The following is a 19,326-nucleotide window of genomic DNA, read 5'->3' as shown; positions in this document are numbered from 1 at the left end:
TACTCTTTTTTTGGTCATCAGGAGCTAGCGCCCTGTGATTCGAGCGTGAACAGCGGCGTAGGTTTGCCAATGTGATATCCCTGTAACCAGCCCACATTCATTTTTTCCAGACAGGCCTGAATAGCGGCGTTCTCGACAAATTCAGCAACTACCTGCATTTTTTTCATTTCAGCAACGCGGCAGAATGACTCAACGATGTAGTAACTAATTTCACTTTCGGTGATCCGTCGAATAAAAGAGCCATCTATTTTCAGGATATCTGCTTCGATGTTCATCAAGCGCGCATGACTCGCAAACCCAGTTCCAAAATCATCAATTGCCACCCGACATCCCAGCTGACGTATTAAACGTAGTGTTTCAACGGTTTGTTCTTTGTCTGAAAGCGTATCGGCTTCCGTTATTTCAAAAATAATCCGCTGTGGCTCCACCGCGTAGTCGTGCAGAAGTTGGGTGATCTTCGTAACAATATTTGAACGACACACCGTCACCGGTGCCAGGTTAATAGAAAAACAACGCTGCGGGTGGCTACGCATAAATTTGAGAGTGTTTTCGATAACCCAGAGATCGATATCCGGTGCCAGCCCTGCATCATGAGCAACCGGCAGGAAACTGTTCGGTGGAATAAATTCTCCCCGTTCGTTAAGCATACGGATCAATATTTCATGATATGGCGCTTCACCGTGAGTACTGACAATAGGCTGTGCCATCAGGACAAACGCATTGTTATCCAGTGCATTTTGCAGCGCAGTGCGAATTTCCGTTTTATCAACAATGTGGTTGCCAAGGATCCGGCTATGCTGCGCCTCAAGGTTTTCCGGCCTGCCGTTGGTGAGTGATAAACCCGCCACCATGCCCAGTTTCCCCACCAGCTGATAAATGTCATCACTCAGATCGTTAATCAGGCAATAGCCCAAACCACTGCGAAAACCCAACCGATGGTTGTTGTAAAAGAGACGAAAACTGTTGGCCGCCTGATACAGGTCGCATAGCCGCTCCCAGGTGCCATTTTCCAGCCGGATAAGCAGATCGTAACCCGCGTGGTAATAGACTTTCTCGCTTTTCACCAAATGTCTGCGCAAATGCTCAGCAAGGATCTTCTGGTAGCGGGCGCGGAAATGAAAACCATAACGACGCGAAAAAAGCTCCAGCTCGGGGATCTGTATCAGACATACGGTCGCGCGCTCAGTGGTAAATAGCTCCGTCTTCAGCGCCCGTAAATTTGCCATGCCTGTCATCGGGTCAGTCAACCCCAGCAACAGCGCCTGGTTAAAGCGCTGACGGGTAAATTTCGCCAGTACCCCCATGATCACAATGGTGAGCGTAAAGACAAAGATCAACGTCGAAACCAACGCCTGATGCAGCATGAAGTTAACATCGCTGGCGATATAGCTGTCGTTATGTTTGCCTAAAATGATCAATACGATCGTCCACACCAGCATAGTGAACAAATGACCAATTTTAATTGATCCCCACAGCATCAACGGGAACAGCAAGATCAGACTATAGAGAGAGAAAAAGACGTTCAGATTGTCCGGTGATGTTAAAAAGAACATCAACAAGAAAAGCAATACACACCATGAAATAACACCGTAGGTGCTGATATTGCCTTTGCATTGTTCGGCAATTGCCCGCCAGAAAGTAAGCAGGAAAGAGGGTCGACGAATAATGCGATAAATCTTGTAAAATAAAGGGATCCCCGTCAGGCAGCCGTTGATGATCCCCTGAATACGTACCAGCATGCCCAGACTCAACGCCGGAATGTTATTCACATCAGGGCGTTGTCCGTGGGCGACAAACATGGCAAAGAATTTGCTGAACACCAGATACAGCAGGACGTTATAGCCGCAAAGCCAGATCAGGCGATTAAAGCTAATTTTGATGCGACCAAAGCTAACGCAGCTGCGTCTGCCGGTGAATTTGCGGTACGCGGCATAGCTTAAGGTTGAGGCGATGATCAGGCACAACGCATCTACCCGTTCGTTTTGCGGGCCGACCACAAACATGACCGTCAGGAACAGAACAAATCCCGGCAACACCCGAAAACCAAACAAGACCAATGCGGCAGAAAATACGGCTAGTTTGAGATCGTAAACTGTTAAAATAGTATTATTGAGAACGCTGTAACCGTTAAGATATTGTGCCAGCGGGTAAAAAAGGCCAGGTAAAACGAGTGGCAGGCACCATTCCCGAAAGTTTTTTACAGTGTTTGTATTTATTATTGCGTCCAAATCAATTTATCCGCTATGCACTATACCAATAGGACTTTAATCCAGACTCGAATGTCACAAACAAATCCTTTTGGGTCAGCCGATGAACCATAGCTAAATTGTCAACATTGACCGCGCACTGAGAAAATAAAATAAGGTTCTATATTGAAGCACGCATATTATTCATATCAAATCAGGAAATAAATACCCATTTATAGACAAAAATGGACATCCTGTGGAGATGTAATTACTCAGATACCTGCCAAACAATCTGCTAATCCATTGATGCTGTGTAAAAAATGACAAAGTCACTGCCAGTTTTCCAGCACCTCCAACCAGTACGTATAAAAAACCTTCTCAGGCAACACGAATGTCAACATTAATATCCTGAAAGGGCATGATGAAAATGTATTTTTATGAACATTTTTGCTTGTTGACGAAATGATCAGCGTTATCTATATTCGCATACCGTTATTTTTGTCATTACTCACCATGGTTCAATGTTAGTTATTTGTTACGTCATTACATTTAACATCTTTCATCTACTTATTTGCAACAATAATATTCCATTAAGTAATAACAGAAACTAAATTTAGCATCGCATAATCTTTTCAGGAATTAACATAATCCGTGGCAAAGTCTCTGTTTTCCCTTAAAGCAATAAAAGGGTGGCAACATTCCATCACTGGCAAAATAACGCAATTCTTGCTGGTGGGTATCATTATTGCGTTTAGTGCTGGTGCGTTTACCAACTGGAGCCTGATAGATAACTTTTCTTATCAGCAGTGGGTGCAGCGGGCTGAAGCGAATGCACAGATTATGACCTACATCATCCGCAACGTGTATACCACCGTTTCGGTCGAAACCAGCGATGCAGGGCAGATATCCCGCATTGTCTCCGACAGACAGATTGGTGACACCGACTCTATTATGCAAACCGGTTATAACCCGGTTGACGTTCTGGCACTGGCATCAGTACAGACCCATAGCCCCACCTGGTTGTTTCTGTATACGCCGGAGAAAGGATTTGTTGGCATCAACAACAAGTCAGAAGATGGTGATGGGATCATCTCTTTCCCCGGTCGTCTGCCGCGCGATGTGCTGGGTAACTACTATGTTGGCTTCGCCCAGATTAATGGCGAAGAGTGCTTTATCAGCGCCGTTCCTATTTTGACGCCTTCAGGTGAGATCCTCGGGAGTCTGATAAGTAGCATCGGTAAAAAAAGCGATCTCTACGCCACCTACGATGCGATGCTGAAAAAGAGCAGTATCATTTTTGTCCTGATTTTGCTGGTAACGCTGGCACTGGTCACGATGTTTATGCGCCGCTTATTCCGCCCAGTTCCGCTGCTAATTAACTCCCTTACCCGCATCGCCCATGAAGAGACGGACTGTATAACGCCCTATCTCGATCAGGACGATGAGATTGGACATCTGGCCGGGGCGATTGAAAAATTGCGTGTCGCCATGAAAGAACGCGGTTATCTGCAACGTATGCATGAAATGTCGCAGAAGATGGAGCATATGGCCCATCATGATTCACTCACCGGATTGCCCAACCGCGTATCGTTTGGCCTGGCTTTAGATAAGCGCGTCAGTGAACTTCATCAGGAGGACAGAGCGTTCAACCTGCTGTTGATTGACCTCGACAACTTCAAGCCGGTGAACGACACCTTTGGCCATAAAGCGGGCGATGAACTGTTAATCAGCGTTGCCCAACGCCTGCAGTTATTGCTGGGACCCAACGATATCGTGGCGCGTCTGGGCGGTGATGAATTCGCCATTTTGCAACATGTCGATGACAACGCCATCAAAGAGGCGCATCGCCTGGCGAAGCGAATCATCCGCGCGCTGAGCACCCCGTTTACCTGGAGTACCCATACATTTTCTATCAGTTGTAGCATCGGTATTACTACCGCGCCCTGGCAGGGCAATAATAGCTCTACGCTAATGATTAATGCCGACCTTGCTATGTACGCGTCTAAACATCACGGCCGGGGTTGCTTCCATTTCTTCGAAGACGGCATGGTGATGATGCAAACTCACAGCCTGTTTATTAATCAGGAAATTATCGATGGTATTGATAACAAGGAGTTCGAACTTCATTACCAGCCAATCATCAATCTGGAAGATGAAAGCGTGTATGGCTACGAATCGCTCATCCGCTGGAATCATCCAACTAAGGGACTGATTTATCCTGATTATTTTATCAACATAGCCGAAAGCTCTGGCCTGATCGTACGTTTGGGCGAATGGATTATTCGTCAGTCCTGTGAAGCCGCTGCCAAATGGCCGGAGCGTATCAGGATTGCCGTCAATATCTCGGCCTACCAGTTGCACAGTCCGGGACTGGTTGACGTTATCAAAGATGCGTTACGCACCAGCCAACTTTCAGCCGAGCGCCTTGAAATAGAAATTACCGAATCCGAGAAACTGGATAAATCGATTGCCTTACCCGTGCTGCAAGAGATCCGCTCTCTGGGCATCGAAATCGCGATGGATGATTTAGGTACTGGCTACGCGGCACTGGATTATCTGCTGATCTATCCTTTTACCCGCATCAAGATTGCACGCACGCTGGTCGACAAGCTCCAGCAAGATAATGCCAGTCAGTATTTGATTGTGATGCTGATTCAGTTTGCTCATAAGTACAATATGTCAGTCACCGCTGAAGGGGTAGAAACCGCGCAGCAACGCGACATTCTGCGCGACATTGAGTGCCAGAATGTTCAGGGCTATTTCTTTAGCTATCCGCTGCGCGAGCGTGAAGTGCTTTCCGCATTTGCCACTGAGGCCATTGAAGAAGGAATGTGCAATGTCTGACTTCTTTCGCCTGGTAAAGGGCATGCTGACGATTTTTGCCCTGTTAATGACTTTAACTACGCCATGCTTAGCAGGCTCTGCCTTGCCGTTGCACACGCTGGAACAGATCGCCAGCAAGAAAAGCATTACCCTTGGTTATCAGGATGATGCGTTTCCTTTCTCCTGGCAGAATGGCAACGTACCAGCCGGCTATTCCATTGATATTTGCAACAGTATCGTCAGCGCACTCAAGACAAAACTTCAGCTTAAAAAGCTGAAGGTCGAGTGGGTAAAAGCTAACTCGGCATCGCAATTTGTCCTGATTAAAAATCACATGGCAGACATCATGTGTATCCCGGCCTTTTATTCGAAAAGTCGCCACAGCATTAGCGAGTTCTCGCTGCCGTTTTATTTTTCAAGCACCCGCTTCGTCATGCGTAAAAATAAAAACAACGACAATCTGACAGAACTTTCCGGACATAGCGTACTGGTAAAAAGCGGCACGATTTACGTAGAACAGTTGCAAAAAGTGAATGCTGCCAATGACCTGGATATTAATATTCAACTCGATACCAATAATATTACCGCATTCAATGAACTGAAGAGTGGTGAGTATTCTGCACTGATCTCCAGTACGGTTTTACTCAAAGGGATGATCGCGCAAACACCAAATCCTGAAGACTATAAACTTTCCGATATTGCGCTCAGCGTCCCGTTACCGGCCGGCTTGTTACTGCCGTTACACGATAAAGAATTTAAAGAATTTGTTGATGGCACGCTCTCTTCCCTGATGACCAGCAACGAATTTACTGCGCTGTACAATAAATGGTTTCAGTCACCGATTCCGCCGAAAGCCATTAATTTAAACATTCCCATGTCAGATAACCTGAAAGCATTAACGTCTGCTAAAAAGAAGATCAGTTTTGATTATGAAAAATATAATTAATCGTGAGATGACAAGGGTGAAGCGTACGGCGCAATGGCTGTTTTTACTGGCAGGCCTCGTCATCTCCCCCGCACCGATGGCGCAACAGAACGCTGCGACGCTCGATCATATTCAGAACAACAGTGTGCTCAACGTGGGTTATCGCCAGCTGCCGCCATTTTCTTTTACTGACCACAATGGCAAAGTCACGGGTTATACCATTGCGGTATGCAACATGATTGCCGATAAATTGCGCCAGTATCTGAAGCTCAACAATTTAACCATTCATTACATTCCCGTGAATTTTGCCGAACGTTTCTCCGCATTAAACTCGCGTAAAATAGATATGGACTGTGGCGTAAATACCAATGCGCCGGAGCGGACCTCCAGCGTGTCATTTTCTGAAAACTATTACACCGCAAAGATGCGCATCATCTCTTTACGTAAAAATAATATACAGTCAATTGCCGATCTTAAAGGTCGCACGGTGAGTCTGACCGGAAGCTCAAAAGATTTGCTGGAATTTAATAAAGCAAACAGAGAGCAACACCTTAATATTTCAACGATTACCAGCACCACCATAAAGGGCGCATTTGAGAAGATGGCGCATAATGAATCCGCTGCTTTCTTTGTTGATGATATTTTGGCCTGGCCGCTAATTAATCATAGCGAGCAACCTGAACTGTTCAGCGTCTCTTCTGAGAGCATCGGTAATGATATGCACTATGCCATTATGATGAGGAAAAACGATCCGCAGTTTGTGACGTTTGTTGACAGTACGCTGAAAGATTTTTTTGCCTCGCCGGCCAACGTGCAGTTACGTAAAAAGTGGTTGTCCCCCTGGTCCTGCGAAAAGCTGAAAAACCCGTCACCGGGCAGTTGTCAGCATAGCCATTGAACATTATCCGCCGCTGCTTACGCCATCGCCTGCTGCGCCTGTGGAAAATCCCCGGGGCGCTGCTGCTATTGCTGTCAGTCCATTCGCTGCGCGCGGCCTGGGATTTTGCCAATATTCAACAAAAGTCCGATGCGCTTTATGGCCCGGCTACACCAGAAGCGCAGCAACGGATCCGCGCCTGGCAACAGCTTCTGCTCCAGTTGCGTAATGCTGACGAGAAAACGCAATTACGCGCTGTAAATCAATTCTTTAACGAGAAGATCCGCTATACCGAAGACATTGATGTCTGGCATAACGTCGATTACTGGGCAACCCCTATCGAGTCGCTGCGCAAGGGTGAGGCAGATTGTGAAGACTACGCGATCGCCAAATATTTCACCCTCCGCCAGTTGGGCGTATCCGAAGACAAACTTCGCATCACCTATGTTAAAGCCCTGCGTTTAAACCGCGCACACATGGTGCTGACCTGGTACGCCACCCCTGAGGCGATTCCTCTGGTACTCGACAGTCTGACCAGCACTATTTCTCCTGCGACGCAGCGCATGGATTTATTACCCGTCTACTCCTTTAACAACACCGGCCTTTGGCTCCCCGGCAATCAAAACAATAAACGCGTTGGGGACAGCAAGAGGCTTTCTCGCTGGCAGCAAGTTTTCACAAAAATGCGGGAAGAAGGCTTCCCGATGGATAAATAGGAATCGCCCGTGTCTCTTTTTAAACAGTTACTTCTGGCAATCTCTCTCTTTATGATGATTGTGTTCAGCGGCAATTTTATTGTGACGCTGGAGAGTTCTCGCAATCAGTCCAATAACCAACTCCTTTCACATGCCCAGGATGCCGCAACGGCACTAGGCGTTTCGCTAACGCCCAACGTCAACGACCCGGCAATGATCGAGCTGATGGTCAGTTCCATTTTCGATAGTGGTTACTACAAAAAAATCCGCATTGTCGATCTGGCGAACGGTAAAATAATGCTTGAGCGCAATGCGGCAGCGTCAATTCCCAACGTCCCGGCCTGGTTCGTCGATCTGGTGGATGTTACCCCGCAAACCGGTGAAGCAACGATTATGCGCGGCTGGCAGCAGGCTGCTCGCGTGGAAGTGACCAGCGACCCTATCTTTGCCGTGCAGCGTCTGTGGGACAATACCTTAGGTAATCTGTTGTGGATGCTGTCCTGTAGCCTCGCCTGCTTAATCGCCGGCAGTTTGCTGCTGCGCAAACTGCTGCGCCCGCTCAATTACATGGCAAAACAATCAGAAGCTATTACCCGCCGCGAGTTTCTGACACTCCACGAGCTACCTAAAACGCCGGAATTACGCCGCGTTGTAGGCGCAATGAATTTAATGGCAGCAAAGCTTAAATCGTTATTTGAAGAGCAAGCTATCTACAGCGAACGCCTGCACAATGAAGCTTATCTCGACAGCCAGACCGGAATTGCCAATCGCCGGGCTTTCGATATGCAGCTTGAGGCGCGGCTAAGCGATGCCGATACCGCACCGGGATATCTGATGCTGGTCCGCGTCCAGGATTTAGGCGGTCTGAATCAGCGCTTTGGCGGGCCGCATACCGACAAACTGTTGCTCAATATCGCCAACCTGCTGAACGCGCATAAAGAAAAATATGCGTCTCTCGACAGCACGCTTGCCCGCATTCGTGGCGGTGAGTTCGCCCTGCTCTGCCCTGGCGTTACACATGGTGAGATGTTGGATTTGTGCAATTCGCTGTGCCAAAAACTGACAGCCTTTTACGCCACCGGGATGTCAGACCAACAGCCCGTGGCCTACACCAGCATGGTGCCGTTTAGCGCCGGAGATAATGCCCAATCATTGCTGATCCAGGCCGATCGCCTGCTGGTTGAAGCGGAAACACACACCAACCATCAGGTGGTTCCCACCACTGAAGTCCCTGCGAGTACAGAAGATCAGCATTTGTGGTTTGTGCGTCTGGAGCATGCACTCGATAAACAGCAGTTCCAGCTGGTTTATCAGCCGGTAGTCGATTGCCGCCAGCCGGACAAAATCCTGCATTACAAGGTGCTGTCGCGCATTATTGATGAGCAGGGTAACGCCATTACCGCGGGACGGTTCCTGCCCTGGATCCACCGCTTTGGCTGGAGTCATCGCCTCGATAAAGTCATGTTGAAACTGACATTGAACCAGTTGAAAACCGCGCCTGGAAAATTGGCGTTGAGTATCTCCGGCAGTTCTGTCACCAGTGCGGCCGCTACTGCTGAGCTACTCACCCCGCTGCGCTATTCACCGAAATTAGCCAGTCAGTTGATTCTGGAACTGGATGAAAATCAGTTACCCGGCCCCCATCAGATGGCGGCATTTGTTAAAACCGTCGGTCAGCATCGCTGCTCGCTGGGTCTGCAACACTTCGGTAGCCGTTTCGATATGATTGGTCATCTGTCGCAGTGGGGACTTGCTTATCTGAAAATCGACAGCAGCTATATCCGCAATATTAATGAAGAAAACGATAAACGTTTATTTATTGAAGTGTTATCCAACGCCACGCGCAGTATTGATTTGCCGCTCATTGCCGAACGTGTTGAAACGGAAGGCGAGCTTATGGTGCTGCAAGAATTAGGGATTGATGGTGTAATGGGGCAATTATTAGGTGAGCCCGCGCCATTGCGATAAAACCGGCGTCTTGATACGCCTGTGTATAGCCGGATGGCGCTGCGCTTATCCGGCCTACAAACTGCCTGCATCAGCTAAAATATACGTTCATCGTTACCAAGCAGTTGTTCTAACCCGCCAAGTTCCTGGCGCGCGTTCGCACGATTCATTAATTTAACCTGCGCCATCGGTGGAAGATCGGTAATGGCAATAACGCCTTTACGGATCAACAGGTAAATCAAATCGTCGAGTACGCGAACCATCTCCAGGTCGCTTTTTTGCAACATCGCTAAAGCCTGCTGGTTGTCATTTTCAGGATTTTTTGCCACGCCTTCTGCCTGCGCGTTTGCAGCAGATGAATCAGAATTCATATCAGTGCCTTTTCATTTTGCATGATGCTGCTGCCCTGTTTACACAGGGCAGCAGGCAATCGTTAGTGAGTGTGGTTTTGATCGGGTTTAGCAATCAGGTGATCCAACGAGTAGCTCGGAGAATGCAGATCGCTGCTTGTCGGAGTCGACAGTGCAGTATCAATCCCATGCGCCACCTTCGCCGGACTGGCGATCAGGTGATGATCGCCGCTGGTTTGAATGTACTTCGCAATATCCACACCTTCATGTAGTTCACGCGCCAGATCGCTGAGATCGACTTTTTCAAGTACGCCCTTCGCTTTATCGTCAGCGCTGAGCACCGCTGTCGCCTGGCCGTGTCCGGTCGCTGCTGGTGCGTAAGACAGAGATAATGCGTTGTCATCGAACAGGTTGTGCAGCGCATGTTGCATCGCAGCATGATTCCCTTTATCCACCGAATGTCCTTTCACTGGCACGGGATCGTCCATCGTCACGTTCAGCGTTTGCGTGTAGGGTGTGGTATTTCCATGGTCATCATGCGCCTCGACCAATACGTTCACGCGGTTATGACCGGCACGGAATGCGGAAGTCTCAACCTCAATATCATAGGTCAGCCCATTATTACCCTGATGAAGAATGGCATCGTACTGATGGCCATTTACCAGCGCTTTAATATGACCGCCGTCCTGCACATCACCGCTCACACTGCCGGTAATATGCGTGACGGCATCCTGTGATTCGGCACGTGAAATATGGTTGTCCCCGGTAACCTTATCGACGATAAGCGTGGCGTCTGCCTGTTGATCAACGGAATAGCTGTGAGAAGTTGTCTTTGAATACGGGTTGCCCGGCGTATCATGACCTTTAACCTCAACCGAAAACGTGGTGTTCACTTCCATGACATGGCTGTCCACATCAACGTGCCAGACCCGATCGCCATTGCTCAGCGTATCTACCGAACCGGTAAAATCCTGACCGCCAATTTTTAATTTGATCGAATCCCAGACATCAACATCACCGCCAAGATGCCCGGTGACCCTCACCGTCGCGGCCTGGAGTTCCTGATGATTCAAAACGTTATCCGAGGTGACGTTATCAATATCCATCGTTCCCGCAGCGGTTCTGTCGATGGTAATAGTCTTATCGGTATCGACCTTATCACGGTTACCGGCATCGTCATGGGCGATAACGTGAGCGAGGATCTTTTGATCATGAATCAGGTCAGTCGTACTGGCGTCTACGCTAAAGACCTTTTGACCACCACTATTTTTCACATCAGCAACCAGGTCTTTACCGTTAACGGTGATGGTCACCTGATCGCCAACATCCACGTCCCCGGTCACATAGCCGCTGATGGTGGTTTTCGCATGCTGAGTTTCCTCATTATTCAGCACATCATCGATGGACACCTTATCCAACACGATGCTGGCATCCACCTGCGTGTCGATAGTGATCGTTTTGTCGTTGACGGCATGCATTGGATTCAACGCCGCATCGTGCCCATGCACGCTGACATGAATAGTCGGATCGTTCTGCAGCCCGACCGTACTCACCATCGCTTTGTAACCCAATTGCCCGTTCATATGCGGCAGCTCAATGACTCGCGTATGAACCGTGACACCATCGACGAGAATGTCGACTTTATCACCGAGATGCACATCGCCATCGACCTGACCGCTGACCTCAACGGTTCCTGCTTTTACCTCATCGGCATTGATAACATCGTCACCACCAACGGTATTGATGGTCACGCTGCCCGTTGTCGTCGTATCAATTGAATAATTCTGCGTGAAGCTGGCGGACTGCACATTCTTATGCTCGTCATAACCCATCACTTTCGCCACAATGGCATGATCCGCCAGCAGGTCTTTGGTGTAGATATCAACAGTGTAATGATGGCTCTGGTCCACCGTAGCCGCATATTCATTACCGTTAACCGTCAGAGTCACCTTATCACCCGGGTGCACATCTCCCGATACTGAACCCGTTACGGCTATCTTAGGTTGCAGCGATTCCTGCGCATTCAGCACATTGTCCTGCGCGATCTTATCGATAGTGACTCCAGCATCGGCACTCAGATCGACCACTACATGGCTGCTGGCAGAGGCACTCCCCAGGTTTCCATGATCGTCCGTCGCCGTTACCGTCGCGACAATATGTGGATCATTGTGCAGATCGTTGATACTGACCTTCGTCGACCAGGCCCAGTGGCCGTGTCTATCGTCATGCACTACCGCAGTTAGCGTATTGCCATTGACCTGCAGGCTCACCACGCTGCCGTCATGGATACCTTCACCGCTGACCGTACCACTAACGGTTACTTTTCCAGCCTGGGCTTCTTTGCCATTAATCACATCATCCCCGGCAATCTTATCCATCGTGACCTGCAGCGGATTTTCCGTGTCTACGGTGATGTTTTTCTGCGCTGAGTCTGTTGCTGTCCCCGCTGCGTTTTTCACTGTAACGGAGACATCAAACGACGGATGCGCCTGAAGCGCTGTGGTCGGGACATCAACCTCATATGCCAGCTGTCCCGGCATAGTCGGGATAGCCTTAACGTGCCCGGTGTATGAAACATTGTTAATAGTAACAATAACGTCATCACCAATATGAACATCGCCAGTCACCAGACCACGGATGGGCGTTGTCGATTTCAGCGCTTCGTCATGATTGAGAACATCATCGCCCGCCACCTTATCAACGGTAAGGTGCACGTTCGGCTGATGTGGTTGTGCTGTTCCTGTACCCGTTGAAGGAGGTGTTACCACTGGCGGGGTAGTGAAACCATAAGGGGTATTACCGATCACTGGCGTATTGTGTAACCAAGGCAAATCGATAAATTTATGTTCTGTCGCCGTGGCTGTATTACCATGATTGTCATGGGTGGTGATGGAAACCACAATATTGCCATCATCGGCAAGATCACCTGTACCTATGTTGGCCTGATAACCGAGAGTGCCATCCGCCAGGGTCACAACATGAGTGGTATAGACAATTCCTTTACCGACCGTAATGGTTATCGTATCTCCCTTAATGGCGTCGGGATCAACATGTCCGGATACAGAGATAAAGTCAGGTCTGCGGCCAGGAAGCAGATCATTCGCGACCGTCTGACCCGGCGGCAGACCATTCGAGGCCGTATCAATGGTGATCCCTGCGTCAGCAACGGTATCAACCACCACCGCCATGCTGTCATAACCACGCGCGACGTTGCCTGCCGCATCGGTCGCTGAGACTTCCGCATGAATCTTCGGCGACATCAGCAGATCCAGTGTTGAGACCTGGGTGCTGAACACCAGCCGACCGTACTCATCATGCACCGGCGCATAGTAGGTCTGATGGTTGATAGTCAGTTCCACAACATCACCAACGCGGACGTCGCCGCCGACGCTTCCGGTGACGGTAGTCAGTGGATGATGCGCCTCGGAATAGTTAATTACCGAGTCATGATCTTTGGTGATTAGCGGATCGATATGAACGATAGCTTCCGCGTGCGGGTCAATTGCCACCGCACTGTGCGCATCCGCGGTTGCATTATTACCCGCCGCATCGGTAGTCGTGATAGTCGCAGTAATATGTGGATCGCTTTGCAGCCACTGAGTATCAACATTAATGGAGTAACCCAGTGTGCCCAGATTTGGCAGGTGCGTCACTGTGGCATCAATCATATGGCCACCGATATTCAGGTGCACCAGATCATTAATTTTCGCGTCACCACCGACTGTACCGCTAATGGTCGTTAAAGACTTACCCAGTTCAACGCCGTTCAGTACATCATCCCCTGTTACGGGGTCAATGGTAATTTCGGCCTCAGCTTTACTGTCCAGATTAACATCATGGTGCGCCACAATATGGGCATGGTTCTGCGCCGCATCCGTCACATCCATTGAGACTTCAATATGCGGGCTGGCAACCAGATCGGCGGTCGACACCGGAAGATGGAAACCCATCTGATGGTTGCCACGATCTTCCACCACCCCGGCATAGTTATGGCCATTGATGGTCATGGTAAACGGATCGCCAGGATGGACCTCACCGCTCACCGTACCGCTCACTATCGTATAGCCATGCATTTGCTCTGCAAGATTCAGCGTATTATCCAGCGTCACGGCATCAATGGTTATCTGCGCATCCACACGGGTATCGATAATAACGGTGGTTTCTGCATTGGCCGTGGCCGGGTTGCCCGCGCCATCGGTGGTGCTCACCGTCGCGGTTAAATGCGGATCGGAGATCAGGTCTGCGGTGCTGACTTTTATGCTGTAGCCGAGAACTCCGCCCCCCACATCGTGCACTTTTCCCGTCAGGACGTGACCATTAACGGTGAGATAAACGACGTCATTTACATGAACATCCCCGGCCACTTTCCCGGTTACATAAGTGAATGGCTGTTTTGATTCATCGCCGTTGACCATGTTATCGCCAGTGACCGGATCGATCGTCAGCATGGCTTTGGCATGTAAATCAACCACCAGGTCGTGCGTTATCTCCGCTTTATGGAAATTATGCACACTATCTTCGCCGACTACGCGGGCAACGATATGCGGGTCTTTGACCAGATCGCGGCTCAGAACGTCCAGCTTATATCCCAGCGCATTGTTATGTTCCGGGAGTCGCTGAACGGTTGTGTCGTAAGTATGGCCGTTGACAATAACCTGAACTTTAGTCCCTACATGCACATCGCCCGAAACCGTCCCCATCACCTCAGTGAGGTGTTTCGCGGCTTCTGCGCCATTCAGTTTGTCATCGCCCGCCACCGTATCAACGGTGATTTCAGCCCCAGCATGGTTATCAATATGCACGACACGGGTTGCGGTAGTAATGACCTCATTTTGCACCGCATCGTGAGAGATAACCGTGACGCTTACGGTCACATCTTTATCCTGATTGCCTTTATTATCACTGAATGCCGTTGAGTTGACCGGGACCTGATACCCTAATTGACCGCCGCCAAGATCAATCACCTTGCCGTTAAACGTCTGCTTATTAATTTCAACGCTCACCGCATCGCCAACCTGCGCATCACCATCCACCATGCCGCTGATGAGCTGCATCGGCGTATCCAGCTCAAGATGGTTAAGTTTGCCGTCATCAGTGACGCTATCAATAGTAACGGTACTTTGCGCCTGCGTATCCAGCGTAACGGTTCGATGCTCCACCGCAACCGCCTGATTGCCCACATCATCGTGGCTGACCAGCTTAACCATTACGTCGTTGCTGCCTTCCTGCAACACACCTGTTGGAACAAACACTTCGTAGCGCAGAACGCCGTGATCGTTAACCACCGTGCCGCTAAAGTCCTGTGTTTGCCCCTGTACGTGGACGGTAACCACATCGCCCGCTTTGGCATCCAGGCCTTTCGCGATACCGCTAATCAGCGTCGGCATGCGGTTTTCAATCGCGTTCACCACATCATCCGACGCGACGATATTCGTCGTCACCGCGTTTTTGGCAAAGTTATCGATATGAACTTTATGGCTATCGGTGGCGATGGCGAGGTTCCCCGCAGCATCATGAGAGGTGACCGTGACGTGCACGTCGACATCAGTCAACACATGGGCGCTGTTGTCTGCAAAGGCCGATGAGTCCACATCAATACTGTAACCCAGATGCCCGTGACCAAGGTCAATGACCTTGCTATCGTACTGATGACCATTAACCACCAGTTGTATTGGGTCGCCGACTTTCGCATCTTCCCCACCGACAATGCCGGTAATACGCTGTGTTGTCGCGGACAGTTCCTGGTAATTGAGGACATTGTCCGTAGCGATATTATCCAGCGAGATAGTGTTATGCGCATGAGTATCAAGGGTGACAATACGGTGCGACTCACTGGTTACTTCATTGCCCAGTGCGTCATGGCTGACCAGTGTCGCAACCACTGCGTTCTTACCTTCATGCAGGGTTCCATGCGGCAGAACCACTTCATAACGTAGCTGGCCGTTTTCGTTGACCACCTTGCCGTTAAAGTCTTGCCCATGAAGGCTTATTTTCACCGCATCACCCACTTTGGCATCGCCGCCAGCGACGATGCTGATTATGGTAGGCATCCGATTTTCAATGGCGTTGACCACATTGTCCGTGGCCACTGCGTCAATTTTAAGCGTGTTTTCCGCGTAGTTATCGATATGGACTTTATGGGAATCCGTCGCGATCGCCAGGTTTCCCGCTGCGTCATGAGATGTGACCATCGCGGTAATTTTCACATTCGTCAGCACATGACCGCTGTTATCAGCAAATGCAGAAGAATCCACATCGATGCTATAACCCAGCTTACCGCGGCCAAAATCAATCACCTTACCGCTGTACTGATGGCCATTTATCTCCAGTAAGACCGGATCGTTTACCTTTGCATCCTCACCGCCAACGAAACCGGTAATCGTCTGTTTAGCCGCCGACAGCTCAGTAAAGTTCAGGGTGTTATCGGCGGTGACATCATGAATATTGACGGTGTTATGCGCTTTGGTGTCCAGCACCACGGTACGGTGTGCGAGCGCGGTCACTTCGTTGCCCGCCACATCGTGGCTGACCAGCGAGACCACCACCTCATTTTTGCCTTCCAACAAGGCCGTTTTCGGCAGCGCCACTTCATAGCGCAACTGGCCGTTATCATTAACGACCGTTCCGGTATAGTTTTGCCCATGCATGCTAACAGTGACCACATCGCCGGCTCTGGCATCACCGCCAGCTGCACCGCTAATCAGCGTTACCATACGGTTTTCAATGGCGTTGACTACATCATCCGTCGCTACCGCATCAATGCTGACCTGGTTGATAGCGAAGTTATCAATGTGCACGCTGTGAGTGCCGGTGGCGATCGCCAGGTTACCCGCCGCATCGTGAGAGGTGACAGTGACCTTCACTTCCACATTACCGTCAATCGGTACGCTGTTGTTGGCAAAGTCAGAAGTATCTACCGTGATGCGGTAGCCCAGCGCATTGTTGCCTAAATCGATAATCTCCCCGCGGTACTGGTGACCGTTAATCTCGAGTTGAACCGGATCGCCGGGTTTAGCATCTTCATTGCTGCCAATGGAGCCGGAGATAACCTGGTTACGTGTGTACAGCTCACTACGATTCAGGGTGTTATCGCTGTCTACATCATTAATTGTCAGAGAGTTGTGCGCCTGAGTGTCCAGCGTGATGGTACGGTGCGCCAGCGCGGTCACTTCGTTACCCGCCGCATCATGGCTGACCAGCGTTACCACTACATCGTTTTTGCCTTCCGCCAAAGTTCCTGTCGGTAATGCCACTTCGTAACGCATCTGGCCGTTATCATCGACCACCGTACCGGTAAAAATCTGCCCCTGTACGCTGACTCTGACCGCATCGCCTGGTTTAGCATCGCCACCCGCCACACCATTTATTAGCGTCGTCATACGGTTTTCAATGGCGTTGACCACATCATCCGTTGCTACCGCGCCAATGTTGACCTGATTAGTCGCGAGATTATCAATGTGTACACTGTGGGTATCAGTGGCAATCGCCAGGTTACCCGCTGCATCATGGGAGGTGACGCTGACCTTCACTTCCACATTCCCATCTACCGGGGTGCTGTTATTTGCAAAGTCGGAAGCGTTAACCGCAATACGGTAGCCCAGCGTGTTATTGCCGAGATCGATAACCTGACCGTTGTACTGATGACCGTTAATCTCCACCAGTAGCGGGTCACCTACTTTAGCGTCTTCGCCGCTGACGGTACCGGAAATCACCTGATTGCGCATATAAAGCTCTACACGGTTCAGGGTGTTATCGTCGGTCACATTGTCGATAGTCAGCACGTTATGCGCCTGGGTATCCAGTACCACGGTGCGGTGCATAATTGCAGTAGCTTCATTGCCTGGCGCGTCATGGCTGACCAGCGTCACCTGCACATCGTTAGCCCCCTCTTTGAGGGTTGCGGTAGGCACAACGATTTCATAGCGGAGCTGACCATGATCGTCGAAAACCGTGCCGTGAAACGCTTTGCCCTGAATGGTCAACGTAACCGGATCACCCGCTTTCGCATCACCGCTGGCAATGCCAGAAATAATGGTCGGCATACGAGACTCATTAGCGTTGACGACATCATCATTCGCCACCGTTTCAATGGTCACGGCATTTTGCGCATACAGGTCGTTATCGACATGATGATCCGTGGAAACAATGGTGGTGTTTCCTGCATCGTCAGTAGAAGTTAATGTGGCGTGAATGTTCGGGTCATTCAGTAGCCCCTGAGTCTGTACCGGGATGGTATAAGTCAGAGTCCCATTACCCGGGTCGGTAACAACGCCGGTATATTCGTTACCATCAACCAATAAAGTGACGACATCGCCTGGTTTAGCATCGCCGCCAACCGCCCCGTGGATCAGGGTTTGCGGTTGACGTGACTCTTCGTAGTTAATGAGGTTATCCGGCGTGACGTTATCAACGGTAATGTCGATGTTTGGTCCGGTAATATCAATCAGCGCATGGTCAAAACTTTCAGCCGTTCGTCCCGTCACATCGGTCGCAATTGCCACCACTGTTACATTTCCCGGAACCAGTCCCCCCAGATCGGTATCAATATTCCAGTGCCCGTTGCTCACCGGAACAGTAACGGTAAATGTGTTTTTTTGGCTATCGGTGAAGGTGAGTATGATGTGATTTTGATTACTGGTGCCGCTTAAATGGGTCTGGTGAAATTCATTTTTGTTAATGAAACCGTCGTTGCCGGCAAACTCGGTAATTTGCACCTCAGGCGGGAAAACACTCGCTGAACCGGCATCAATCCCCCCAACTGGCAAGTTGATATCCCAGTTCGGGCTTCCCAGACCTTTGGTGTTAAAACCTGCTGTCGGATCAACCACCTGTCCGGTCAATTCAAGCTGAACCAGTGTATGACCGCCGCCGCCACCTTCCAGGGTTACTGGCGCTTCATTACCCGCCGCGGTGGCTTCCAGCACCTGCGTCGGGTCAGCGCCATCGGCAATGGCCTTTTGCGCGGAGGCAATATCCTGAGCGCTACTGTCCGGATTATGGCTGGCCTGTAGCCCGTGCTCACCCCAATGGCTATTACGGCCTATATCAAGCGTTTTTCCGTCTGGTAAAGAGATACTTACCGCGCCGCTGGCTCCGGTTACAATTTCCTCACCGTTATATACCCTGTCGCCTTCATGAACCTGTCGTTGCACGCCATTGGCATCAACAACGTAAACCTGTCCAATGATTGCTTTGATCACACCGAGTAATTTGCTCACCGTAACCTCACTTAATTACCATCATTATTTTTATAAACTCGTTAATATATTAACGAACAAATATCACATTCAATTAATGTAAACATTAATATCTCAATGTAGAAAAAAACACATTTTATAGAATGCAATTACATGAGACTTGACTGGCAAATGAATATAATAAAAAATAACCAAAAATAAAACACGATGTGACAAAACATGTCGCTGAATAGCTGATTACAGCCATCAATTAAGATAATTCACATTTGTTAATTAATATAACGTGTTTGTAAAAATGGATGATAGCGACGACAACTGGATGTCAT

Annotated in this window: 8 protein-coding genes; 5 read left to right on the top strand and 3 right to left on the bottom strand. The window is 49.6% G+C overall.

The features are described 5' to 3' along the window. Positions 1 to 17: 17 nt before the first annotated feature. Positions 18 to 2,228, bottom strand: coding sequence for a sensor domain-containing phosphodiesterase (locus tag OGY83_RS20845; RefSeq protein ID WP_286636826.1), 2,211 nt, complete (start codon positions 2,226 to 2,228; stop codon positions 18 to 20). 609 nt (positions 2,229 to 2,837) lie between these two features. Here OGY83_RS20845 and OGY83_RS20840 point away from each other — a divergent pair. Genes OGY83_RS20840 through lapD form a run of 5 tightly spaced genes read left to right on the top strand, consistent with a single transcriptional unit; the run spans position 2,838 to position 9,474 of the window. After that, the gene (locus OGY83_RS20840) at positions 2,838 to 5,030 is read left to right on the top strand and encodes a putative bifunctional diguanylate cyclase/phosphodiesterase (RefSeq protein WP_286636825.1); all 2,193 of its coding nucleotides are present in this window, start codon (positions 2,838 to 2,840) and stop codon (positions 5,028 to 5,030) included. Next, complete coding sequence (locus OGY83_RS20835; RefSeq protein WP_286636824.1) at positions 5,023 to 5,955, top strand: transporter substrate-binding domain-containing protein; 933 nt, start codon at positions 5,023 to 5,025, stop codon at positions 5,953 to 5,955. Before OGY83_RS20840 ends, OGY83_RS20835 begins: the two co-directional genes overlap by 8 nt. Beyond that, the gene (locus tag OGY83_RS20830) at positions 5,939 to 6,832 is read left to right on the top strand and encodes a transporter substrate-binding domain-containing protein (RefSeq protein ID WP_286636823.1); all 894 of its coding nucleotides are present in this window, start codon (positions 5,939 to 5,941) and stop codon (positions 6,830 to 6,832) included. Before OGY83_RS20835 ends, OGY83_RS20830 begins: the two co-directional genes overlap by 17 nt. A 2-nt stretch (positions 6,833 to 6,834) precedes the next feature. Beyond that, positions 6,835 to 7,527: a cysteine protease LapG gene (gene lapG, locus OGY83_RS20825; RefSeq protein WP_416091132.1), complete on the top strand. Its 693-nt coding sequence runs from the start codon at positions 6,835 to 6,837 to the stop codon at positions 7,525 to 7,527. Between the two features lie 9 nt (positions 7,528 to 7,536). Then, positions 7,537 to 9,474, top strand: a complete 1,938-nt coding sequence (gene lapD, locus OGY83_RS20820; RefSeq protein WP_286636821.1) for a cyclic di-GMP receptor LapD — start codon at positions 7,537 to 7,539, stop codon at positions 9,472 to 9,474. Between the two features lie 74 nt (positions 9,475 to 9,548). Here the strand turns inward: lapD and OGY83_RS20815 are convergent, their stop codons facing one another. Together OGY83_RS20815 and OGY83_RS20810 are read right to left on the bottom strand one after the other, a co-directional pair. Next, positions 9,549 to 9,824 (bottom strand): hypothetical protein, encoded by a 276-nt coding sequence (locus OGY83_RS20815; RefSeq protein WP_286636820.1) that lies wholly within the window; start codon positions 9,822 to 9,824, stop codon positions 9,549 to 9,551. A gap of 62 nt (positions 9,825 to 9,886) precedes the next feature. Beyond that, positions 9,887 to 19,021 (bottom strand): retention module-containing protein, encoded by a 9,135-nt coding sequence (locus OGY83_RS20810; RefSeq protein WP_286636819.1) that lies wholly within the window; start codon positions 19,019 to 19,021, stop codon positions 9,887 to 9,889. Positions 19,022 to 19,326: the final 305 nt, after the last annotated feature.

Source organism: Citrobacter sp. Cpo090 (assembly GCF_030332665.1).
Taxonomy (GTDB): domain Bacteria; phylum Pseudomonadota; class Gammaproteobacteria; order Enterobacterales; family Enterobacteriaceae; genus Citrobacter; species Citrobacter portucalensis.
The sequence above is the reverse complement of the archived record's forward strand: the minus strand, read 5'-3'. Positions and strand labels throughout refer to the sequence as shown.

Bases quoted from the DNA above. Each gene is read 5' to 3' on its own strand.
- OGY83_RS20835 (WP_286636824.1), top strand. From the start codon at position 5,023: ATGTCTGACTTCTTTCGCCTGGTAAAGGGCATGCTGACGATTTTTGCC.
- OGY83_RS20830 (WP_286636823.1), top strand. From the start codon at position 5,939: ATGAAAAATATAATTAATCGTGAGATGACAAGGGTGAAGCGTACGGCG.
- OGY83_RS20815 (WP_286636820.1), bottom strand. From the start codon at position 9,824: ATGAATTCTGATTCATCTGCTGCAAACGCGCAGGCAGAAGGCGTGGCA.